At 66.9% G+C, this 21,010-nt stretch carries 21 protein-coding genes; 15 read left to right on the forward strand and 6 right to left on the reverse strand.

What is annotated here, in order from left to right; translation table 11 throughout:
- Nucleotides 1-114: 114 nt before the first annotated feature.
- The 4 genes from E6C76_RS19075 (at nt 115) to E6C76_RS19090 (ending at nt 2,761) form a co-directional block, all read left to right on the forward strand.
- Entirely contained in the window at nt 115-879 is a 765-nt protein-coding gene (locus E6C76_RS19075; protein ID WP_136349835.1) for an electron transport complex subunit E, read from the forward strand.
- 98 nt (nt 880-977) lie between these two features.
- Nucleotides 978-1,445: a PTS sugar transporter subunit IIA gene (locus E6C76_RS19080; protein ID WP_136349836.1), complete on the forward strand. Its 468-nt coding sequence runs from the start codon at nt 978-980 to the stop codon at nt 1,443-1,445.
- Between the two features lie 96 nt (nt 1,446-1,541).
- The gene (locus tag E6C76_RS19085) at nt 1,542-1,904 is read left to right on the forward strand and encodes a SpoIIAA family protein (protein ID WP_136349837.1); all 363 of its coding nucleotides are present in this window, start codon (nt 1,542-1,544) and stop codon (nt 1,902-1,904) included.
- On the forward strand, nt 1,901-2,761 hold the full coding sequence (locus tag E6C76_RS19090; RefSeq protein WP_136349838.1) for a sulfurtransferase: 861 nt from the start codon (nt 1,901-1,903) through the stop codon (nt 2,759-2,761). The genes E6C76_RS19085 and E6C76_RS19090 overlap by 4 nt, the downstream gene beginning before the upstream one ends.
- 19 nt (nt 2,762-2,780) lie before the next feature.
- On the opposite strand, the gene murI is transcribed toward E6C76_RS19090, so the two are convergent.
- Nucleotides 2,781-3,584, reverse strand: coding sequence for a glutamate racemase (murI, locus tag E6C76_RS19095; RefSeq protein ID WP_136349839.1), 804 nt, complete (start codon nt 3,582-3,584; stop codon nt 2,781-2,783).
- Nucleotides 3,585-3,621: 37 nt separating this feature from the next.
- On the reverse strand, nt 3,622-4,662 hold the full coding sequence (gene queG, locus E6C76_RS19100) for a tRNA epoxyqueuosine(34) reductase QueG (protein ID WP_230976324.1): 1,041 nt from the start codon (nt 4,660-4,662) through the stop codon (nt 3,622-3,624).
- 45 nt (nt 4,663-4,707) lie between these two features.
- On the opposite strand from queG, the gene tsaE reads away from it, so the two are divergent.
- The 7 genes from tsaE to ispH all read left to right on the forward strand — a co-directional run bounded on the left by tsaE (nt 4,708) and on the right by ispH (nt 12,357).
- A complete protein-coding gene (gene tsaE, locus E6C76_RS19105; protein WP_136349840.1) occupies nt 4,708-5,238 on the forward strand; it encodes a tRNA (adenosine(37)-N6)-threonylcarbamoyltransferase complex ATPase subunit type 1 TsaE in 531 nt (176 codons plus the stop codon).
- On the forward strand, nt 5,178-6,500 hold the full coding sequence (locus E6C76_RS19110; protein ID WP_136349841.1) for an N-acetylmuramoyl-L-alanine amidase: 1,323 nt from the start codon (nt 5,178-5,180) through the stop codon (nt 6,498-6,500). The genes tsaE and E6C76_RS19110 overlap by 61 nt, the downstream gene beginning before the upstream one ends.
- A gap of 51 nt (nt 6,501-6,551) precedes the next feature.
- A complete protein-coding gene (locus E6C76_RS19115) occupies nt 6,552-7,502 on the forward strand; it encodes a bifunctional riboflavin kinase/FAD synthetase (protein WP_136349842.1) in 951 nt (316 codons plus the stop codon).
- A 12-nt stretch (nt 7,503-7,514) separates the two neighbouring features.
- Complete coding sequence (ileS, locus tag E6C76_RS19120) at nt 7,515-10,313, forward strand: isoleucine--tRNA ligase (RefSeq protein WP_136349843.1); 2,799 nt, start codon at nt 7,515-7,517, stop codon at nt 10,311-10,313.
- Nucleotides 10,306-10,818, forward strand: a complete 513-nt coding sequence (gene lspA / locus E6C76_RS19125; RefSeq protein ID WP_230976325.1) for a signal peptidase II — start codon at nt 10,306-10,308, stop codon at nt 10,816-10,818. The genes ileS and lspA overlap by 8 nt, the downstream gene beginning before the upstream one ends.
- Entirely contained in the window at nt 10,815-11,243 is a 429-nt protein-coding gene (locus E6C76_RS19130) for an FKBP-type peptidyl-prolyl cis-trans isomerase (protein ID WP_136349844.1), read from the forward strand. Before lspA ends, E6C76_RS19130 begins: the two co-directional genes overlap by 4 nt.
- A 175-nt stretch (nt 11,244-11,418) precedes the next feature.
- Complete coding sequence (gene ispH, locus E6C76_RS19135; RefSeq protein ID WP_136349845.1) at nt 11,419-12,357, forward strand: 4-hydroxy-3-methylbut-2-enyl diphosphate reductase; 939 nt, start codon at nt 11,419-11,421, stop codon at nt 12,355-12,357.
- Between the two features lie 107 nt (nt 12,358-12,464).
- On the opposite strand, the gene E6C76_RS19140 is transcribed toward ispH, so the two are convergent.
- From E6C76_RS19140 to E6C76_RS19145, 3 genes are all read right to left on the reverse strand, one after another.
- The gene (locus E6C76_RS19140) at nt 12,465-14,591 is read right to left on the reverse strand and encodes a FepA family TonB-dependent siderophore receptor (RefSeq protein WP_230976329.1); all 2,127 of its coding nucleotides are present in this window, start codon (nt 14,589-14,591) and stop codon (nt 12,465-12,467) included.
- Entirely contained in the window at nt 14,492-14,755 is a 264-nt protein-coding gene (locus E6C76_RS22505; RefSeq protein WP_230976330.1) for a hypothetical protein, read from the reverse strand. Before E6C76_RS22505 ends, E6C76_RS19140 begins: the two co-directional genes overlap by 100 nt.
- Before the next feature lie 305 nt (nt 14,756-15,060).
- Nucleotides 15,061-16,161, reverse strand: coding sequence for an aromatic ring-hydroxylating oxygenase subunit alpha (locus E6C76_RS19145; RefSeq protein ID WP_136349846.1), 1,101 nt, complete (start codon nt 16,159-16,161; stop codon nt 15,061-15,063).
- A 125-nt stretch (nt 16,162-16,286) separates the two neighbouring features.
- Here E6C76_RS19145 and xseB point away from each other — a divergent pair, with 125 nt between their 5' ends.
- From xseB to folE2, 4 genes are all read left to right on the forward strand, one after another.
- The gene (gene xseB, locus E6C76_RS19150; RefSeq protein ID WP_136349847.1) at nt 16,287-16,526 is read left to right on the forward strand and encodes an exodeoxyribonuclease VII small subunit; all 240 of its coding nucleotides are present in this window, start codon (nt 16,287-16,289) and stop codon (nt 16,524-16,526) included.
- Nucleotides 16,523-17,422, forward strand: a complete 900-nt coding sequence (locus E6C76_RS19155) for a polyprenyl synthetase family protein (protein WP_136349848.1) — start codon at nt 16,523-16,525, stop codon at nt 17,420-17,422. Before xseB ends, E6C76_RS19155 begins: the two co-directional genes overlap by 4 nt.
- 20 nt (nt 17,423-17,442) lie before the next feature.
- Nucleotides 17,443-19,305: a 1-deoxy-D-xylulose-5-phosphate synthase gene (dxs, locus tag E6C76_RS19160; RefSeq protein ID WP_136349849.1), complete on the forward strand. Its 1,863-nt coding sequence runs from the start codon at nt 17,443-17,445 to the stop codon at nt 19,303-19,305.
- Nucleotides 19,306-19,379: 74 nt separating this feature from the next.
- Nucleotides 19,380-20,189 carry a GTP cyclohydrolase FolE2 gene (folE2, locus tag E6C76_RS19165; RefSeq protein ID WP_136349850.1) on the forward strand — a complete coding sequence of 270 codons (810 nt, stop codon included), beginning with the start codon at nt 19,380-19,382 and terminating at the stop codon, nt 20,187-20,189.
- Nucleotides 20,190-20,273: 84 nt separating this feature from the next.
- Here the strand turns inward: folE2 and E6C76_RS19170 are convergent, their stop codons facing one another.
- Nucleotides 20,274-20,726, reverse strand: a complete 453-nt coding sequence (locus tag E6C76_RS19170; RefSeq protein WP_136349851.1) for a MaoC family dehydratase — start codon at nt 20,724-20,726, stop codon at nt 20,274-20,276.
- Nucleotides 20,727-21,010: the final 284 nt, after the last annotated feature.

Here is a 21,010-nt window from a genome sequence, read left to right on the forward strand (position 1 = left end):
GCGACGGGCGAGGCGCGCTCGTGCCATCGCCCCTCCCGAATGCAACCCAGGTTTGGATCATCCCTCACGGCCGGGCCAACAGCGTGGCCGCACTCATTCCGGAGAGAACTCGCCATGACAGAGAACGCGCTCAAGGACGACGCGGTCCCGCTGGCCTCAACCAGCCAGGACACTGGCGCCATACCCCCTAAGGAAAACAACCGCTACACCCGACTGCTGCGCGAGGGCATCTGGGGACAGAACGTCGTACTGGTACAGATGCTCGCGCTCTGCCCCACGCTTGCGGTCACCGGCTCGGCCACCAACGGACTGGCGATGGGGCTGGCGACCACCGCCGTGCTGATCGTCTCCAACAGCCTGGTGGCCCTGCTGCGCCGCTGGATCAGCGACAGCGTGCGCATTCCAGTGTTCGTCATCCTGATCGCCTCCCTGGTGACGCTGGTGGACATGCTGCTGAACGCCTACCTGCATGAACTGCACAAATCGCTCGGCCTGTTCATCGCGCTGATCGTGGTCAACTGCGCGGTACTCGGCCGTGCCGAATCCTTCGCATCGAAGAACCCGCTTACCTCCTCCGCCGTCGATGGACTGGCGATGGGGCTGGGTTTCACCCTGGCGCTGGTGCTGATGGGCGGGATCCGCGAAATGCTGGGCAGCGGCACGCTGTTCGCCGGCGCCAGCCTGATGCTCGGCGAACCGTTCCGCTTCCTGGAACTCACCCTGGTACCGGACTACAAAGGCTTCCTGCTGATGGTGCTGCCCCCGGGCGGCTTCCTCGCCCTGGGATTCCTGATCGCCGGCAAACAGGTCTGGGATGCGCGCCGCAAGCGCATCGAGCGCGCCGGGCAGGCCGCCGCCCATACCCGGACCACCGGCTGAACCGCAGCCCGCAGGCGGCGCCGCTCCCGGCGCGGCGCCGCCACACATTCCCGGCGCCCGGCCGGACCTCGCCCACCTTCGCCAACAGACAACACCGCATGAATCCAATTGAATCCATTCTTCCGCTTGCCCACGTCGTCCTGGACACCGAGGCGAGCAGCCGGAAACAGCTTTTCGAACAGATCGGCCGGCTGTTCGAAGAACACCAGGGCATTGCCCGCGGACCGGTATTTGACTCCCTGTTCGCACGTGAACGCCTCGGCTCCACGGCTCTCGGGCAGGGCATCGCCATCCCCCACGGCCGCGTCAAGGGGCTGCGCGAGGCCACCGGCGCCTTTGTGCGCCTGCGCACGCCGCTGCCGTTCGACGCCCCGGACGGCCAGCCGGTCTCGCTGCTGTTCGTCCTGCTGGTTCCCGAGCAGGCCAACGAAACCCATCTGCACATGCTGTCCACGCTGGCCCAGCTGTTCGCCGATGCCGCTTTGCGCGCAGCGTTGCAAGGCGCCGGCACGCCGGCTGAGGCCCGTGGTGTGCTTGTCGACGCCGTGTCGAACACCCGTCCATGAGCGTGGATGCCCATCCGCACCGGGTACGACAATTGAAGCCCCAGGCGCCGGGGGATATAGTAGTCCGCACAATCCACAAAAACCCCGGAGGAAGCCATGATCACCATCGACCACGGCCCCAACCTCGTCGCCGTTGCCGTATTCGGCGAATTCGAACTGGCCGACTACAAGGAATTCGAAGAACTGGTCAATTACAAGATCAAGTTCGAGGGCCGCGTGAACCTGCTCTTCGATCTGCGCCAGATGACCGGCTTCACCGTCGACGTGGCCTGGGAGGAGATCCAGTTCTCCCGCCGTCATGCCCACGACTTCGGCCGCATCGCGGTACTCACCGACGACCAGTGGCTGGCCTGGAGCGCCTGGATCACCCAGCTCTTCGTCGACGCCGACGTGCTGGTCTTCCCCGAGGAAGCCGAAGCCCGCGCCTGGCTGGACGCAGCGGAGGAAGCCGCGCAGTGAGCACCGCGGCCTTCACCACGCTGATCGGCGCCGACGACCTGGCCCGCCACCTGAACGAGCCGGACTGGTGCCTGGTCGACTGCCGCCACGATCTGGCCAATCCGGCCTTCGGGCGCGAGGCCTACGCGCGCGGCCACCTGCCGGGCGCCTGCTTCCTGCACCTCGACGACGATCTCTCCGGCCCGCGCACCGGCACCAACGGCCGCCATCCGCTGCCCGACCCGCAACGCCTGGCGCAGCGCCTGGGTGAATGCGGCATCGGCCCGCACACCCAGGTGGTGGCCTATGACGACGCCGGCGGCATGTTCGCCGCGCGCCTGTGGTGGCTGCTGCGCTGGCTGGGCCATAGCCGCGTGGCCGTGCTCGACGGCGGCTTCCAGGCCTGGTGCGCGGCCGCCGGGGTACTCAGCACGGAAGAGCCACCCAGGCGCAGCGTGCCGTTCCGGGCGGAGCCGCAGCCGGGCGGCGTGGATGCCACCTATGTCGAGCGCCATCTCGGCCAGCCCGATCGCATGGTGATCCTCGATGCGCGCAGCCCGGACCGCTTCCGTGGCGAAAACGAAAACCTCGATCCCGTGGGCGGGCACATTCCCGGCGCGTTCAACCGCTTCTTCAAGGACAACCTGGACGCCAACGGCTGCTTCAAGCCGGCCGCCGTGCTGCGCGAGGAGTTCACCGCCGCGCTGCGCGGCCACGATCCGCGCAAGGTGGTCAATCAGTGCGGCTCGGGCGTCACCGCCTGCCACAACCAGTTGTCCATGGAAGTCGCCGGGCTGAGCGGTTCGCGCCTGTACCCAGGCTCGTGGAGCGAATGGTGCGCCGACCCGGCGCGCCCGGTGGCCACCGGCCCGCAATGACGCGGCAGGTAGCCCCGGGCTACCACTCCAGCCGTTCGACGCTGCCCAGCGAGCGCCCCAGGAAACGCTCACCGATGGTCTGGAAGCGCAATGGCACGTCGGTGACCACGAAGCGGTAATCCGCCGTGCACTCACCCGTGCTGGCCAGATTCAGCTCGGCCAGCCGGCGGGCAGCCAGTTCGGCCGTGGTGATCGCCGAATCCACCAGCCGCACGCCCTCGCCCGCCACCTCCTTGAGCAGCGGCTTGAGCAGCGGATAGTGGGTGCAGCCCAGCACCAGCGTATCGACGTCCTCGGCCATTACCGGCCTCAGGTATTCCTGCGCGGTCAGGCGGGTCACCGGGTGGTCCAGCCAGCCTTCCTCGACCAGCGGCACGAACAGCGGGCAGGCCTGCGAAACCACGCGCAGCGCCGGGTCCAGGCGGTGGATGCGGCGCGCGTAGGCATTGCTGTTGATCGTCGTCGGCGTGCCCAGCACGCCCACCCGCCCGCGCGGCGACTCCTCCACCGCGGCCAACGCGCCCGCCTCGATCACGTCGAGCACCGGCACGCCACAGGCGCGCGCGGCGACGGTCGCGGAAGCCACCGCCGCCATGGTGTTGCACGCCACGATGAGCATCTTCACCTGGCGGCGCATCAGCTCATCGACGATCTGCCCGGTGAATTGCTCGATGGTGGCCACCGACTTGAGGCCGTAGGGCACCCGCGCGGTGTCGCCGAAATACACGATGCTCTCCAGCGGCAGGCGCTCCATCAGCGCGCGCACCACGGTCAGCCCGCCGATGCCGGAATCGAAAACCCCTATCGGGCGGGATGCGTCCATCGCGGTCTGTCTGCCGGGCCGGAGAAAGGGCGGAATTCTACGACTTGCCGCCGGCTTCGTGTTGCGCCAACGCCCAGGCCACATGCTCGCGCACCAGCGCGGAAGCGTCGTCCGCCCGCGCGCGCAGCGCCGCCAGCACGGCAGGCGTGGTCGGCGCGTTGCCCAGCGCCACGGCCAGATTGCGCAGCCAGCGCTCGTGGCCGATGCGGTGGATGGCGCTGCCGGCGGTGCGCTCGGCGAAGGTTTCCGCGCTCCAGGCGAACAGCTCCACCAGCGTGGCCTCGTCGAGCCGGTTGCGCGGCGTGAAGTCCGGCTCCGCCGTCCGCCGCGCGAAACGGTTCCACGGACAGACTAGTTGGCAGTCATCGCAGCCGTAGATGCGGTTGCCGATGGCCGGGCGCAGGGCCTCGGGAATCGGCCCGTGCAGTTCGATGGTCAGGTAGGAGATGCAGCGCCGCGCATCGACCTCGTAGGGCGCCACGATGGCGCCGGTCGGACAGGCGTCCAGACAGGCCGTGCAGCGCCCGCAGTGCGGCACGGGCGCCTCGTCCTCGGGCAGCGGCAGATCGGTGAAGATCTCCCCCAGGAAGAACCACGAGCCGGCCTGCCGATCGAGCAGCAGGGTGTGCTTGCCGCGCCAGCCCAGCGCCGCGCGCGTGGCCAGTTCCACCTCCATCACCGGCGCCGAGTCGACGAACACCCGGTAGCCGTGCGGCACTTCCTCGTGGATGCGCGTGGCGAGCCGTTGCAGGCGGTTGCGCAGCACCTTGTGATAGTCGCGCCCCAGCGCGTAGCGCGACACGTAGGCGCGCCCCGCATCGGCCAGATTGGCGGCGGCGTCGGCGGCATCCGGCCAGTAGTTCATGCGTGCGCTGATCACCCGCAGGGTGCCGGGCAGCAGTTCGGCGGGGCGCGCGCGCTTCATGCCATGGCGCGCCATATAATCCATCTCGCCGTGATGGCCGGCCGCCAGCCACGCGGCCAGGCCGCGTTCGGCCGCCTCGCCCAGTTCGGCGCCGCCGACGCCCACGGCGTCGAATCCCAGTTCCCTGCCCCATGCCACGATGCGCTGCTTCAACGCATGCGCCGCATCCGGCGAAAGCCCCTGTCCGGAGAGAGTCCGATGATCGATATCTTGCACCCCGCCGATGATAGCGGCGCCGCCCTGAAAGCGCACTTGCACGGCGAGGACGACACCGTGGCGCTGGGCGCGGCGCTGGCCGCCGGCCTGCGTCCGGGGCTGGTGATCTACCTGCAGGGCGACCTCGGCGCGGGCAAGACCACCCTGGTGCGCGGGGTGCTGCGCGCCCTCGGTCACGGTGGAAATGTGAAAAGTCCCACCTACACCTTGATTGAACCTTACGTAGTTTCTAGATTAGACTTATATCACTTTGATTTTTATCGCTTCAATTCACCAGAAGAATTTCTCGATGCGGGGTTGGACGAATACTTCGCAGGCCAGGGCGCCTGCTTGGTGGAATGGCCGGACAAGGCCAGGCCCTATCTCGTCCCGCCAGACCTCGAACTGGTTCTCGCGCACGCCGGCAGTGGCCGGCTGGCGGCGCTGACGGCGCGCACGGAGGCGGGACGCACATGTCTGACCGAACTCGCGAAAGCCCTGCAGGCTTCCCCGGCGCCCCGCGCCCCGGGCTGAGCCGGCGTGAACTGCTGAAATTCGCCGGCGCCTCCCTCGGCCTGCTGGTCAGCCCGGTGGGCCACGCAGCGACCACCAGCCTGATGGCGGTGCGCGTGTGGCCGGCGCCGGAATACACCCGTGTCACGCTGGAAGCACGCAACGAACTGCGCTTCAAGTACATGACCCTGCAGAACCCCGACCGCCTGGTGGTCGATCTGGAGGGCGTGGAACTGAACAGCGTGCTGCAGACCCTGCCCTCCAAGATTCTCGAGAGCGATCCGTACATCCGTCTGGTGCGCGCCGGGCAGAACCGCCCGGATGTGGTCCGCGTGGTGCTCGAACTGAAGGCCGAGGTGAAGCCGCAGGTGTTCACCCTGCAGCCGGTGGCCGACTACGGCCATCGCCTGGTGCTCGACCTCTACCCGACGCAGCCGGTGGACCCGCTGCTCGCGCTGATCGAGAAGAACTCGCCGATGGAGGCCGCCTCGGGCGGCGAGATCGCCGAGGAGACTCCGCAGCAGGTCGCGCGCGACCGCCGCCCGCAGGCCGAACCAGCCGCCAACCGCATCTTCACCGTGGTGCTCGACCCCGGCCACGGCGGCGAGGACCCCGGCGCCATCGGCCGGCGCGGCAGCCACGAGAAGAACGTCACGCTGTCGATCGCCAAGCGCCTCAAGCGCCGCATCGACGCCGAACCCAACATGCGCGCCGTGCTCACCCGCGACGGCGACTACTTCGTGCCGCTGTACCAGCGCGTGGCGCGCGCGCGCCGCGTGCAGGCCGACCTGTTCGTCTCCATCCACGCCGACGCCTTCGTGCGCCCGGAAGCGCGCGGCAGTTCGGTGTTCGTGCTGTCCGAGCGCGGTGCCACCAGTTCGGCGGCGCGCTGGCTGGCGCAGAAGGAAAACGACGCCGACCTGATCGGCGGGGTCAACCTCGCCAAACAGGAAGGCCACCTCGCGCGCACCCTGCTCGACCTCTCGCAGACCGCCACCATCAACGACAGCCTGAAGCTCGGCCGCGCCGTGCTCGGCGAACTGGGCGGCATCAACCGCCTGCACAAGGCCGAGGTGGAACAGGCCAACTTCGCCGTGCTGAAGGCCCCGGACATCCCCTCCGTGCTGGTCGAGACAGCCTTCATCAGCAACCCTGAGGAAGAGCGCCGCCTCAACGACAACGCCTATCAGGAGAAGATGGCCGAGGCCATCCTGCGCGGCATCCGGCGCTACTTCGCCGAGAACCCGCCGCTCAACCGCACGCGGGTCGCCCAGCTCGACTAAGCCCGCGAGGGGCGCTTTGCCGCTATAATTGCCGCTTTTTATCAGGCGGTTATGCAGATTTCCCGCGGGACTCCGCCGCGCGCCACATCTGCCTCGGTACTCACCATCGGCAATTTCGATGGCGTGCATCGGGGGCACCAGGCCCTGCTCGGACAGCTGGTCGACAAGGCCCGCGCGCTCGGACTGCCGGCCACGGTGCTCACCTTCGAGCCCCACGCGCGCGAATTCTTCTCGCCCGCCGATGCCCCCGCCCGCCTGTCCAATCTGCGCGAAAAACTGCTGCTGCTGGCCGCCGCCGGCGTGGACCGCGTGCATCTGTGCCGCTTCGACGCCCGCCTGGCCGCGCTGTCCGCCGACGCCTTCATCGACGACATCCTGATCGCCGGGTTGGGCGTGCGCCACCTGTTCATCGGCGACGACTTCCGCTTCGGCGCCCGCCGCCAGGGCGATTTCGCCCTGCTGCGCAGCGCCGGCGAACGCCACGGCTTCGGCGTGGAAGCCATGCCCACGCTGGCACTGGACGGCGAGCGCGTGTCCAGCTCCGCGGTGCGCGGCGCGCTGGCCGACGGCGACATGGCCCGCGCCGCGCGCCTGCTCGGCCGCCCCTACAGCATTGCCGGACGCGTGATGCACGGCGACAAGATCGGCCGCAAGCTCGGCTTCCCCACCGCCAACGTACAGATGAAGCACCGCAAGCCGGCGCTTTCCGGCGTGTACGCGGTCATGGTGGAAGGCCTGGCCGCACACCCCATCCCCGGCGTCGCCAACGTCGGCGCGCGCCCCACGGTGACCCACGCCGGACGCCCGACGCTGGAAGTCCACCTTTTCGACTGGCGGCAGGACTGCTACGGTGCCCACCTGCGCGTGCATTTCCTGCACAAGCAACGCGATCAGGCCCGTTTCGAATCGCTCGCCGCGCTCACCGCGCAGATCGGCCGCGACGCCGACGAAGCGCGCGCCTGGCTCGCCACCCATCCGAATCTCACCGCACTCCAAGGCTGAAAAAAGACCGCCATGGCTGACTACCGCAAGACCCTGAACCTGCCCGACACCCCCTTCCCGATGCGCGGCGACCTCGCCAAGCGGGAGCCGGGCTGGATCGCCCAGTGGCAGCAGAACAAGCTGTACGAGAAGATCCGCAAGGCCTCGGCCGGCCGCCCCAAGTTCGTGCTGCACGACGGCCCGCCGTACGCCAACGGCAACCTGCACCTGGGCCACGCGCTCAACAAGATCCTCAAGGACATCATCGTACGCTCGCGCACGCTGGCCGGCTTCGACGCGCCCTACGTGCCGGGCTGGGACTGCCACGGCCTGCCCATCGAGCACAAGGTGGAAGTCACCCACGGCAAGAACCTGCCGGGCGACAAGGTGCGTGAGTTGTGCCGCGCCTACGCCGCCGAGCAGATCGGCATCCAGAAGAAGGAGTTCATCCGCCTGGGCGTGCTGGGCGACTGGGACAACCCCTACCTGACGATGAACTTCGCCAACGAGGCCGGTGAAATCCGCGCCCTGGCGGAAATGGTCAAGGCCGGCTACGTGTTCAAGGGCCTGAAGCCGGTGAACTGGTGTTTCGACTGCGGCTCGGCGCTGGCCGAGGCCGAGGTGGAATACGCCGACAAGCAGTCGCCGGCCATCGACGTGGGCTTCCCCTGCGCAGAACCCGAGCGCCTGGCCGACCTCTTCGGCGTGGGCACGCTGGTCAAGCCGGTGCTGGCGGTGATCTGGACCACCACGCCGTGGACCATCCCGTCCAACCAGGCGCTCAACCTGCATCCGGAATTCGATTACGCGCTGGTCGATACCGGCGAGCGCTACCTGCTGCTCGCCCACGACCTGGTCGCCGCCTGCCTGGAACGCTACGGCCTCACCGGGCGCATCGTCGCCTCGGTGAAGGGCGGCGAGCTGGACCGCGTGCGCTTCCGTCATCCGTTCTACGACCGCGAGTCGCCGGTGTTCCTGGGCGACTACGTCACCCTGGACGCGGGCACCGGCATCGTGCACAGCGCGCCTGCCTACGGCCTGGACGACTTCCAGTCCTGCCGCGCCAACGGCATGCAGAGCGACGAATTCCTCACCCCGGTGACCGGCGACGGCCACTTCGCCGCCGACCTGCCCTTCTTCGGCGGGCTGAACATCTGGAAGGCCGGCCCGGTGATCCTCGACAAGCTGCGCGAAGTCGGCAGCCTGCTCGCTGAGGCCAAAATCACCCACAGCTACATGCACTGCTGGCGCCACAAGACGCCGCTGATCTACCGCGCCACCGTGCAGTGGTTCGTCGGCATGGACAAGACGGTCGCCGACGGCTCCACGCTACGCGAACGCGCGCTGCGCGGCGTCGAGGCCACGCGCTTCTTCCCCGCCTGGGGGCAGGCCCGCCTGCATGCCATGATCGCCAACCGGCCGGACTGGTGCATCTCGCGCCAGCGCAACTGGGGCGTGCCGATTCCCTTCTTCCTGCACAAGGAAACGGGCGAACTGCATCCACGCACCGTCGAACTGATGGAAGAAGTGGCCCAGCGCGTGGAACAGGAAGGCATCGAAGCCTGGTTCAAGCTCGACGCCGCCGAACTACTCGGCGCCGAAGCCGCCCAGTACGACAAGATCAGCGACACCCTGGACGTCTGGTTCGATTCCGGCACTACCCACTGGCACGTGCTGCGCGGCTCGCACAACGACGGCCACGCAGAGGGCCCGCGCGCCGACCTGTACCTGGAAGGCTCGGACCAGCACCGCGGCTGGTTCCACTCCTCGCTGCTCACCGGCTGCGCCATCGACGGCCACCCGCCCTACAAGGCGCTGCTCACCCACGGCTTCACCGTGGACCAGCACGGCCGCAAGATGAGCAAGTCGCTGGGCAACGTGATCGTGCCGCAGGAAGTCTCCGAGAAGATGGGCGCCGAAATCCTGCGCCTGTGGGTGGCGTCCACCGACTACTCGGGCGAACTGTCGATCAGCAAGGAAATCCTCGACCGCGTGGTCGAGGTCTATCGCCGCATCCGCAACACCCTGCGCTTCCTGCTCGCCAACACGGCGGACTTCGACATCGCCCGCGACGCCGTGCCGCTCGACCAGTGGCTGGACATCGACCGCTACGCGCTGGCCTTCACCCGCAAGCTGGCCACCCAGTGCGAGGCCGACTACGACAGGTTCGAGTTCCACCGCGTGGTGCAGGCCCTGCAGGTGTTCTGCGCCGAGGATCTGGGCGCCTTCTACCTGGACATCCTCAAGGACCGCCTGTACACCACCCAGCCCGGCTCGCTGGCGCGGCGCTCGGCGCAGACCGCGCTGTGGCACGTCACCCAGACCCTGGTACGCCTGATGGCCCCGGTGCTGTCCTTCACCGCCGAGGAAGCCTGGGCGGTGCTGAGCGGCGACGCAGAAGACAGCGTGATGCTGCACACCTTCCACGCCCTGCCCGAACAGGGCGGCGAAGCCGGCCTGGTGGCGCGCTGGGAGATCATTCGCGGCGTGCGCGCCGAGGCGCTGAAAGTCATCGAGGCGCTGCGCACCGACGGCAAGGTGGGCGCCTCGCTGCAGGCCGAACTGGATCTGCGCGTGCATGAGGATGCCCACAACGCGCTGGCCTCGCTGGGCGAGGATCTGCGCTTCGTGCTGATGACCTCGGCCGTGCGCCTCGCGCTGGCCGCCGAGGGCGAGGCGCCGGCCATCGTCGCCACGCCCAGCGCGCACGCCAAGTGCGAGCGCTGCTGGCACTACGTGCCGGACGTGGGAACCGATGCCGAACACCCGACGCTGTGCGGGCGCTGCGCGAGCAACCTGTACGGCACCGGCGAGCATCGCCACCATGCCTGAGCAACGCCTGTTCTCCGCCCGCATGGCGGGCTGGCTGGGCCTGGCGGTGGCGGTCGGCGTGGCCGACCAGTTGATCAAGCAACTGGTGCTGGCCATGCTGCATTACGGCCAGGTGGTGCCGGTCACGCCGTTCTTCGACATCGTGCTGCTCTACAACCCGGGCGCGGCCTTCAGCCTGCTGGCCGACCAGCCCGGCTGGCAGCGCTGGTTCTTCACCATCCTGGCGGTGGCGATCTGCGCCTGGCTCACCGTGCTGCTGCGCCAGCACCAGCACGAACGCCTGCTGCCCGCCGCCTTCGCACTGATCATCGGCGGCGCCCTGGGCAACGTGGTCGATCGCCTGCTGCACGGCGCGGTGGTGGATTACCTGCATTTCTACGTCGGCCGCTTCAGCTGGCCGGCCTTCAACCTCGCCGACTCGGCGATCTTCGTCGGCGTGGCGCTGATGTTGTGGGGCAGCTTCCGCCACCCGGCCAACGCCCCTTCCAGAGAGAACAAGACGTGACCCAGACCGTCCAGCCCAACCACCTCGTCACCCTGCACTACCGCATCGCGCTGGACAACGGCCAGCCGCTGATCAGCACCTTCGAAGGCACGCCGGCCACACTGCAACTGGGCGCGGGTGAACTGCTGCCCACGCTGGAACAGCGCATCGCCGGCCTGCGCGTGGGCGAGCGCCGCCTGTTCGAACTGGACGCGGAGCAGGCTTTCGGTCTGTATCGGGAGGATCTGGTGGAGCGCGTCAAGCGCGAACACATGCCCGAAGAAGAGATCGAAGCGATGAGCATCATGGAATTCACCGCGCCGGACGGCTCGCGCTATTCCGGCCTGGTGCGCGAGATCGACGCGCAGTCCGCGCTGATCGACTTCAACCACCCGCTCGCCGGCAAATCCATCCGCTTCGAGGTGGAAGTGATCGGCATCCTTTGAGAACTTGTGGAGAAATCGTAGCGAGCGGACCGAGGGCAAGGCGCGCGGCACACAGCGACCGAGACATATCAAGTAGATAGGCGAGGAAGCGAGCACCGCGCAACGCTGCCATCGGTCCGCGCAGTAGATTTATTCACAAGTTCTGAGCGGGACCGCCCACAGAGAGCCCTAGAGAATGAACGACAAGGAAGTGCTGCTCGCCAACCCGCGCGGATTCTGCGCCGGGGTCGAGCGCGCCATCGACATCGTCGAACGCGCGCTGGAACTGTTCGGCGCGCCCATCTACGTGCGCCACGAAGTGGTGCACAACAAGTTCGTGGTGGACGACCTGCGCGCCAAGGGCGCGGTGTTCGTCGAGGAACTCGACGAGGTGCCGACCGGCGCCACGGTGATCTTCAGCGCCCACGGCGTTTCCCCGGCCGTGCGCACCGACGCCGAGCAGCGCGGCCTGCGCGTGTTCGACGCCACCTGTCCGCTGGTCACCAAGGTGCACCTGGAAGTCGCCCGCCAGCGCGCGGCCGGGCGCGAGATCGTCATGATCGGCCACAAGGGGCACCCGGAAGTGGAAGGCACCATGGGCCAGGTCAAGGACGGCATCCACCTGGTGGAATCGGCCGCCGACGTGGCCGGCCTGCGGGTCGGCACGCCGGACCGGCTGGCCTACGTCACCCAGACCACGCTGTCGATGGACGACGCCGGCGCGGTCATCGCCGCGCTGCGCGAACGCTTCCCCGACATCGCCGGGCCGAAGAAGAACGACATCTGCTACGCCACGCAGAACCGCCAGGACGCGGTGAAGTTCATGGCGCCGCAGGCCGACGTGGTGTTCGTCGTCGGCTCGCGCAACAGCTCCAACTCCAACCGCCTGCGCGAAGTCGCCGAACTGCGCGGCGTGCCGGCCTACCTGGTCGACAACGCCGAGGGCATCGACCCCGCGTGGCTGGCAGGCAAGCGCCGCATCGGCGTGACCGCCGGCGCCTCTGCGCCCGAGGTGCTGGTGGCGGCGGTCATCGAACGCCTGAAGCAACTGGGTGCGGCCAGCGTGCACCAGCTCGAAGGCGTACCGGAAAAGGTCACCTTCCCGCTGCCGAAGGAATTGCAGCGCGACGCCTGAAGCGCCGGCACCGACCTCCCCTCCTCCCGGCGGCGCGTGCCGCCGGGCGCATGAAAAAGCCTCCGGAGGGCATCCCCCGGAGGCTTCCGGACCTTCCCCCGCCGCGCTCAGAACGACGCGGTCAGGCTGGCGAAGAAGGCACGCCCATGCTCGTTGTAGGTGCGGGCGCCCGCGCCGCGCACCAGGACGTTGCTCGTGCCGCTGTTGAGGCCGGTGCGGTAGATCTTCTTGTCGAACAGGTTTGTTACCCCGGCACGCAGCGAGAAGGTCTTGTCGAACTTGTAGCCGGCGCTGAGGCCCACCAGCGAATAGGCGCCCACCTTGCCGCCGGAATCGGTGATCTCCTCGCCGCGGCGGATGTCATAGGTGGCCGGCTCCTGCTTGCCGTACCAGGTCACCTGGGCCGACACCGACAGCTTGTCGGTGGCCTGCCAGTCCAGCGTGGTGTTGACGGTGTACTTGGGAATGATGCTCAAGGGCTGGTCGTAGGTCTTGTCCTTGGAGTCGATCATGTAGGTCAGATTGGTGTTCCAGTCCAGCGTATCGCTCAGCGCGATGAACAGGTTGCCTTCCACCCCGGACACCACCGCCTTGGGGGTGTTCTCCCAGCGCAGCAGATAGCGATTGCCGGGGGTGAGTTGCCCCACCGGGGTCACGCCGGCGATGATCTTGTCCTTGTAGTCGTTGTGGAAATAGGTCGCGCTGCCGCGCAGCCTGCCGCTGGCGTCGTAGGCGATGCCGACTTCCTTGTTCACGCTGGTTTCGCTGTCGAGATCCTTGTTGCCCTGCAGGTAGCAAGGCTGCGCATTGGAGCGGCAGCCGATGCCCTGGCTGAAAAGCAGATAGTTGGGGTTGGCCTGGTACAGATTGGGCGTCTTGTAGGCGCGCGCCACGCCGCCCTTCAAGGTCCACGCCGGGTTCAGCGCGTAGGAGGCGGAAATGCCGGGGCTGGCATTGAAGCCGAACTTCTCGTGCTGGTTCAGGCGCAGCATGGGCGTGAGGATCAGGTCGTCGCTCATGGAAATGTTGCTTTCCACGAACACCGCGAAGCTGGTGTAGGACATGTCGTTGCGCCCGGTGCGGCCCGGCAGGCTGGTCGGATCGAGGCTGGCGCCGGTACTGGGGTGGATGAGCGCACGGGTGCTGCCCGGATCGTCCAGTGATTCATGGGCGATTTCGCCGCCCACGGTCAGCAGCTGATTCACGCCCAGCCATTTCAGCGGCAGGTTGACCTCACCATCCAGCCGGGCTTCCTTGAGCTTGGCCGTGTAGCGGCCCGGCTGGCCCTGTGCGCCCTGCTCGGAAAGGAAGGCGCCTTCCGGGCCGCCGAACAGCCCTTCGGTGCCCCGCCGGTTGCGGGTTTCCGCGTACGAGAGGCCCACGCGCGAGCTGCCCCAGTCCCAGTTGCCGCGATGCGTCAGGCCAGTGCTGCTGCGGTACACCACGGTGGTTTCCTTGCCGTGCAGATCGGCCACGGAGTCGAAGATCGCCGAGCTGCCCGTCTCGTAGCCGTTCATGTTCTGCGTGTCGCCGGAATACAGGTCGCTCTTGCGGCTGTAGCCCAGATCCAGTTCCAGCTTCTGGCTGCTGTCGATGTCCAGCGTGAGCAGACCGTTGATGTACTGGTTGCGGTTGCCGGTCTTGCCGGCGGCGGCGGGGATGCCGTTCTGCACGTGGGAATGCTTGGCGTTGATGCCCAGCGCGTCGGGCTCGGTCTTGGAGTAGCCGCCGTACAGGCGGAAGCCCAGGCGCTCGCCGAGCGGGCCGGCCAGGTTGAAGGTGGTACGGTAGGTGTCGCCTTCGTCGGAATCCTGCTGGTCGTTGCCGTACAGGGTGATCGAGCCGGTGAGCTTGTCGGTGGGGCGTTTGGTGATGATGTTGACCACGCCGCCCATGGCGCCGGAACCGTAGCGGGCTGCCGACGGGCCGCGCAGGATCTCGACTTTCTCGATGGCCTCGGGCGGCACCCAGCCGGTGTCTCCGTCGGTGTCGCGCTCGCCCGTCCAGCCCTGGCGCGAGGCGTTGCGCGAGCGCGCCGGACGGCCGTCGATGAGCACCAGGGTATTGTCCGGCCCCATGCCGCGCAGATCGATCTGGCGGCGGTTGCCCCGCATGCCGGAGGAGGCGCTGCCGGTCAGGTTGACCCCGGGCTCACGGCGCAGCACTTCGGACAGGTCGGCGGCCGGCGGGCGCTTTTCCAGATCTTCGGCGTGATGATGGAAACGCCCAGGGATTGCTTGGCCTCTTCTTCCGCCGTGGCCAACACCTCGACGGTTGCAAGCTGCTTGATGCCTTCCTGCGCCGCCGCGCTGCCCAGCGCGGAGAGCGTCGAGATGGCCAGGGCGATGCGACTCCAGCGCGGTGCCGGTTGCTTTGGAAGTGTGCGTGAGATGGTCATTGTGAGGCTCCTGCTCCCTGCCAGAAAAATATCGACGGGTCCCCCGCTCGCCCTGTGGCATGCCGGGGACAGGAATAGAAAACCGGGGATGTCCGCCAACGCGGTTTCCCCCGGTGGGTTTCCTATAGACGCCAATATTATTGCAAATAGTAATTGTTTGCATCCTCATGATACAAATCTCGCCACACTTGCTGAAACGAATGGCGGACGCGCGGACCCCGCCAGACGTTCCGTGGAACCACGAGGCCAAAAAGAAAACGCCCCGCAGACTTCGCGGGGCGTTCCGGTTTGCGGCGGCGGCCGCCTCACAACTGCGGTTCGATCAGCCTGCGGTAGAACTCGTGGAAGTGCTGCATGCCGTCCTCGAAGGGCGACTGATACGGCCCCACCTCGTTGCGCCCTTCCTTCAGCAGCGCCAGCCGGCCACGGTCCATGCGCTCGCCGATGTCGTCGTCCTCGATGGCGGTCTCCATGTAGGCGGCCTGCTCGGCCTCGACGAACTCGCGCTCGAACTCGACGATGTCCTCGGGGTAATAGAACTCCACCACGTTGGTGGTCTTGTGCACGTCGGTGGGGATCACCGTGCTCACCACCAGCACGTGCGGATACCACTCCACCATGATGTTGGGGTAGTAGGTGAGCCACACCGCGCCCTGCGCCGGCTTTTTCTCACCGTAATAGCCGAGCACCGCCTTCTGCCACTTGTCGTACACCGGCGAGCCGGACTTGGCCAGCGAGGTGATGCCCACGCGCTGCACCGAATACCAGTCGCCGAACTGCCAGGTGAGATCGTCACAGGTGACGAAGTTGCCCAGTCCCGGATGGTAGGGCACCACATGGTAGTCCTCCAGATACACCTCGATGAAGGTCTTCCAGTTGTAGTTGCACTCGTGCAGTTCCACGCGGTCCAGCTTGTAACCGGAAAAATCGAACTCCCCGGCCACCTGCATGCCGGCCAGATCGGCAGTGGCCGAACGCGGTCCCTTGAACAGCAGGCCGTTCCAGCTCTCCAGCGCCTCGCGCTGCAGGTTCAGACAGGGGTTTTCGGGAAAGTGCGGCGCGCCCAGCAGCGCACCCTGCTGGTCGTAGGTCCAGCGGTGGATGGGACAGACCACGTGGTCGGTCTTGCCCGCGCCCTGCAGCATGATGGCCTGGCGGTGGCGGCAGACGTTGGACATCCGGTGCACGCCTGCGTCGGTGCGCATCAGCAGCTTGGCGTGATCGAGCCATTCGAGCGAACGGTAGCTGCCGACTTCCGGTACCATCAGTTCGTGGCCGACGTACCCTGGCCCGCCATCGAAGAGGAGCTTCTTCTCCAGCTCGAAGATTTTCTCGTCGAAGTACCAGGAGACCGGCAATTGCGAAACGGCCGGGGCCAGGCGAGTCTTGGATGCGATGTCGGACATCCCCGATCCTCCTCTTTTGGGCCAGAAATCCGTGAAAACAAACGGATAAGTTTAAGCCAGATGGCGTTTGACCGCCAACAGCGCGATCGGTTATTTTCCACCCTTTCCCTCAAGGGTTTCCATCGATGGCAAAAGCCCCGTCCGCCCCTCGAAACTTCGAATCCGCCGTGGCCGAACTGGAGGCCATCGTGCGCGAAATGGAGGCTGGCGAATTGCCGCTGGAAAGCGCCCTGGAACGTTATCAGAGGGGCGTCGGGCTGCTGAAGTTCTGCCAGAAGACCCTGGAAGACGCCGAAGGGCGCGTGCGCATGCTCGAGGGCGACGACACGGTGCCGTTCGAGCCCGGTGCGGGGGGCACGGCATGAGCGCCACGCGCGAATTCAGCCGCTGGATGGCGGACATCCAGCAACGCACCGAACACGCCCTGGGCGAACTGCTGCCCCCCCCCATCCAGGAACCCCGCCGGCTGCACGAGGCCATGCGCTACGCTGCACTGGGCGGCGGCAAGCGCGTACGGCCGCTGCTCGCCCATGCTGCCGGCCACCTCGCCGGTGCCGACCCGGCGCGGCTGGACCGCGTGGCCTGTGCGGTGGAGCTGATCCACGTGTATTCCCTGGTGCACGACGACATGCCGTGCATGGACGACGACGTGCTGCGCCGGGGCAAGCCCACCGTACACGTCGAGTACGACGAGGCCACCGCGCTGCTGGTCGGCGACGCGCTGCAGACGCTGGCCTTCCAGGTGCTGGCCGACGAACCCGTGGCAACCGATGCGGCCCGGCAGTTGTCCATGCTGGCGCTGCTGGCCGGCGCGGCCGGCTCCCGCGGCATGGCCGGCGGACAGGCCATCGACCTGGCCGCCGTGGGCCGCAGGCTCGACCGCGCCGAACTCGAATTCATGCACATCCACAAGACCGGCGCGCTGATCCGCGCGGCGATCCTGCTCGGCGCCCAGGCCGGGGACGGGCTGGATAGCGCCGCGTTCGAACGGCTCGACCATTTCGGCAAGCAGGTCGGCCTGCTGTTCCAGGTGGTGGACGACATCCTCGACGCCGAATCGGATACCGCCACCCTGGGCAAGACAGCCGGCAAGGACGCCGACCACGACAAGCCCACCTATGTCAGTCTGCTGGGCCTCGAAGAAGCCCGCCGCTACGCGGAAGAACTGCTCGCCGATGCGCGCGCCACGCTGGCGCCCCTGGGCGAACGCGCCGGCCTGCTGCTCGGCCTGGCGGAATACATCACGCGCCGGTCGTTCTGAACCCCACCTCCCGACCTCCCATGTCTTCCTATCCGCTTCTCGAACGTATCGGCAATCCCGCCGATCTGCGTGCGTTCGACCGCCGCGAGCTGCATCCGCTGGCCGACGAACTGCGTGCCTTTCTGATCGAATCGGTCTCGAAGACCGGCGGTCATCTGTCCTCCAACCTGGGCACGGTGGAGCTCACCATCGCCCTGCACTATGTCTTCGACACCCCCGAAGACCGCATCGTGTGGGACGTGGGGCATCAGACATACGGGCACAAGGTGCTGACCGGCCGGCGCCAGGCCATGACCGGCCTGCGCCGCTGGGAAGGCATTTCCGGCTTTCCGCGACGCTGCGAGAGCGAGTACGACACCTTCGGCACCGCGCACTCCTCCACTTCCATCTCCGCCGCGCTCGGCATGGCGGTAGCGGCCCGCGCGCGCGGCGAGGAGCGCCGTGCCATCGCGGTGATCGGCGACGGCGCGATGAGCGCCGGCATGGCCTTCGAGGCGCTCAACAACGCGGGCGACATTGCCGACGCCAACCTGCTGGTGATCCTCAACGACAACGAAATGTCGATCTCTCCGCCGGTCGGCGCCCTCACCAAGATCCTGGCGCGCCTGATGTCCGGCTCCACCTTCCATGCCGCGCGCCGTGCCGGCGAAAAGGTGCTGGGCGTGGCCCCGCCCATGCTCGACTTCGCGCGCCGCGTGGAAGAGCACGTGAAGGGGCTGATCACGCCGGGAACGCTGTTCGAGGAATTCGGCTTCCGCTACTACGGCCCCATCGACGGGCACGACCTGGAGGCGCTGATCCCCACGCTGCAGAACCTGCGCCGTCTGAAGGGCCCGCAGTTCCTTCACGTGATCACCCGCAAGGGTCAGGGCTACAAGCTCGCCGAGGCCGACCCGGTGCTCTACCATGGCGTTTCCCAGTTCGACCACACCGCCGGCATCCAGAGCGGCAAGGGCGGCGAAAAGCCCACCTACACCCAGGTATTCGGCGACTGGCTGTGCGACATGGCGGCAGTCGATCCACAGATCGTCGGCATCACCCCGGCCATGCGCGAAGGCTCCGGCCTGGTGCGCTTCGCGCAGGAATTCCCGGAACGCTATTTCGACGTCGGCATCGCCGAACAGCACGCGCTGACCTTCGCCGCCGGGCTGGCCTGTGAAGGCTACAAGCCGGTCGTGGCGATCTACTCGACCTTCCTGCAGCGTGCCTACGATCAACTCATCCACGACATCGCCCTGCAGAACCTGCGGGTGGTGCTGGCCATCGACCGCGGCGGCCTGGTCGGCGCGGATGGGGCCACCCACCACGGCGCCTTCGACCTCTCGTTCCTGCTCTGTGTGCCGAACATGCTGATCATGACGCCGGCCAACGAGAACGAATGCCGTCAGATGCTCTACACGGCGGTCTGCCACGACGGCCCCAGTGCCGTGCGCTATCCGCGCGGCGGCGGCCCGGGCGTCGCCGTCGAACCTGCCATGCAGGCGCTTCCCGTCGGCAGGGGCAAGATCCATCGGCACGGCAAGCGCATTGCCCTGCTCGCCTTCGGCAGCCTGGTACAGACCGCCGAGACGGTCGGCGAACGCCTCGACGCCACCGTGGCCAACATGCGCTTCGTCAAGCCGCTCGATGAAGCCCTGGTCGCCGAACTGGCCGCCTCCCACGAGCTTCTCGTCACCCTGGAAGAGAATGCCGTGATCGGCGGCGCGGGTTCTGAAGTCGCGCGTGTTGTGGACCAATTGCCGCAACGTCCGCGCATGCTGCGCTTGGGCCTGCCCGACCGTTTCATCGATCACGGTGACCAGACGCAGCTGCTGCGCTCCGTGGGCCTGGATGTGGACGGCGTTCTCGCCGCCATTGAGGGCACCTATCCCGCCAATAGTTGAGCGTTTTTGTCGGGAATGTTAGAGTTTGCTCATCAACGCCTCCCGCGTTCCCCCCGTATCTCAGAGATCAGCCTATGAAACCCGTAGAGGCGCACGCCATTCCCGACGTCCAGAATAGCGCCGACAGCCGACAGATCGCCATCAACAAGGTCGGCATCAAGTCCATCCGCCACCCGGTTCGGGTGCGCGACAAGAATGGCGGCGTGCAGCACACCGTCGCCATGTTCAACATGTACGTGGGTCTGCCGCACAACTTCAAGGGCACCCACATGTCGCGCTTCGTCGAGATTCTCAACGGCAACGAACGCGAGATCTCGGTCGAATCCTTCGAGCCGATGCTGCGCGAGATGGTCCAGCGCCTCGAGGCCGAAACCGGCCACGTCGAGATGACCTTCCCGTACTTCATCAACAAGTCGGCGCCGGTGTCCGGCGTACAGAGCCTGATGGACTACGAGGTCACCTTCACCGGCGAAATCCACGAAGGCGGCGCCTACGAGTTCAAGATGAAGGTGGTGGTCCCGGTGACCAGCCTGTGCCCGTGCTCGAAGAAGATCTCCGACTACGGCGCCCACAATCAGCGCTCCCACGTCACCGTCACGGCCGCCACCAACGCCCACCTGTGGATCGAGGAACTGGTGCGCATGGTGGAGGATCAGGCGTCCTGCGAACTCTATGGCCTGCTCAAACGTCCCGACGAGAAGTTCGTCACCGAGCGTGCCTACGACAATCCCAAGTTCGTCGAGGACATGGTGCGCGACGTTGCCGGCCTGCTCAACAGCGAGGCACGCATCGACGCCTATGTGGTCGAGTCGGAGAACTTCGAATCGATCCACAATCACTCGGCGTACGCCCTGATCGAACGGGACAAGCGCAACGCGGCCTGACATCCGCTGGCGGCACAAGACAAACGGGGCGGACAACCGGCCAGCAGCCGGTTATCCGCCCCGTTTCATTTCGGCTCTTCGAAATCAGGCGCTACGCGCAGGCACCAGGATTTCCGCCTGGCCGTCCAGGACCACCTTGCCGGCCACGGTGCACACCGTCTCGAAGATCGCCCGACGCTTCTCGGCCACCAGTTCCTTGATGGTCACACGCGCCACCACCGTATCGCCGACCTTCACCGGCGCCTTGAAGCGCAGCGACTGCGACAGGTAGATGCAACCCGGGCCGGGCAGCTTGGTACCGAACACCGTCGAAATGAAGGCCGCCGACAGCATCCCGTGGGCGATCCGGCCGCCGAACATTGTCGACGCGGCAAACTCGCCATCCAGGTGCACCGGATTGGTGTCGCCGGACACCCCGGCAAACGCAAGAATGTCCGCCTCGCTGACCGTACGCCCGTAGGCCGCGCTCTGGCCGACCTGAAGGTCCTCGAAGTCGAGGCCATAGAATTCGCTGAAGTCTCGTTGCTCCGCACTCATCGTTTGCTTCCCCAATTCTCATCAACACAAGACCTTGCCGCAGCACGGCAAGGGGCATGACCAGCATACCCGATGAATGCGAGCTTGTCGTGACAATGGCAAGGCACGCCACAGCGGAAACTATTGGGAATAGTTAAATCATCCGCCGTAGACGAACGAAGCCCGCTTGCTGTTTGTGCTGAGCAAGCGGGCTTGGTATGTGGTTAGTCTGACGATGACCTACTTTCGCGAGGGGAGCCTCACTATCATCGGCGCGTTCTCGTTTCACGGTCCTGTTCGGGATG

Origin of the sequence: Pseudothauera nasutitermitis (assembly GCF_004801295.1) — a bacterium.
GTDB lineage: Bacteria > Pseudomonadota > Gammaproteobacteria > Burkholderiales > Rhodocyclaceae > Pseudothauera > Pseudothauera nasutitermitis.

Excerpts from the sequence above, each read along its gene's own strand:
- E6C76_RS19075 (WP_136349835.1), top strand. The coding sequence starts at position 115 with ATGACAGAGAACGCGCTCAAGGACGACGCGGTCCCGCTGGCCTCAACC.
- E6C76_RS19080 (WP_136349836.1), top strand. The coding sequence starts at position 978 with ATGAATCCAATTGAATCCATTCTTCCGCTTGCCCACGTCGTCCTGGAC.
- E6C76_RS19085 (WP_136349837.1), top strand. The coding sequence starts at position 1,542 with ATGATCACCATCGACCACGGCCCCAACCTCGTCGCCGTTGCCGTATTC.
- murI (WP_136349839.1), bottom strand. The coding sequence starts at position 3,584 with ATGGACGCATCCCGCCCGATAGGGGTTTTCGATTCCGGCATCGGCGGG.
- tsaE (WP_136349840.1), top strand. The coding sequence starts at position 4,708 with ATGATCGATATCTTGCACCCCGCCGATGATAGCGGCGCCGCCCTGAAA.
- E6C76_RS19110 (WP_136349841.1), top strand. The coding sequence starts at position 5,178 with ATGTCTGACCGAACTCGCGAAAGCCCTGCAGGCTTCCCCGGCGCCCCG.
- E6C76_RS19115 (WP_136349842.1), top strand. The coding sequence starts at position 6,552 with ATGCAGATTTCCCGCGGGACTCCGCCGCGCGCCACATCTGCCTCGGTA.
- ileS (WP_136349843.1), top strand. The coding sequence starts at position 7,515 with ATGGCTGACTACCGCAAGACCCTGAACCTGCCCGACACCCCCTTCCCG.
- lspA (WP_230976325.1), top strand. The coding sequence starts at position 10,306 with ATGCCTGAGCAACGCCTGTTCTCCGCCCGCATGGCGGGCTGGCTGGGC.
- ispH (WP_136349845.1), top strand. The coding sequence starts at position 11,419 with ATGAACGACAAGGAAGTGCTGCTCGCCAACCCGCGCGGATTCTGCGCC.
- E6C76_RS22505 (WP_230976330.1), bottom strand. The coding sequence starts at position 14,755 with ATGACCATCTCACGCACACTTCCAAAGCAACCGGCACCGCGCTGGAGT.
- E6C76_RS19145 (WP_136349846.1), bottom strand. The coding sequence starts at position 16,161 with ATGTCCGACATCGCATCCAAGACTCGCCTGGCCCCGGCCGTTTCGCAA.
- xseB (WP_136349847.1), top strand. The coding sequence starts at position 16,287 with ATGGCAAAAGCCCCGTCCGCCCCTCGAAACTTCGAATCCGCCGTGGCC.
- E6C76_RS19155 (WP_136349848.1), top strand. The coding sequence starts at position 16,523 with ATGAGCGCCACGCGCGAATTCAGCCGCTGGATGGCGGACATCCAGCAA.
- dxs (WP_136349849.1), top strand. The coding sequence starts at position 17,443 with ATGTCTTCCTATCCGCTTCTCGAACGTATCGGCAATCCCGCCGATCTG.
- folE2 (WP_136349850.1), top strand. The coding sequence starts at position 19,380 with ATGAAACCCGTAGAGGCGCACGCCATTCCCGACGTCCAGAATAGCGCC.
- E6C76_RS19170 (WP_136349851.1), bottom strand. The coding sequence starts at position 20,726 with ATGAGTGCGGAGCAACGAGACTTCAGCGAATTCTATGGCCTCGACTTC.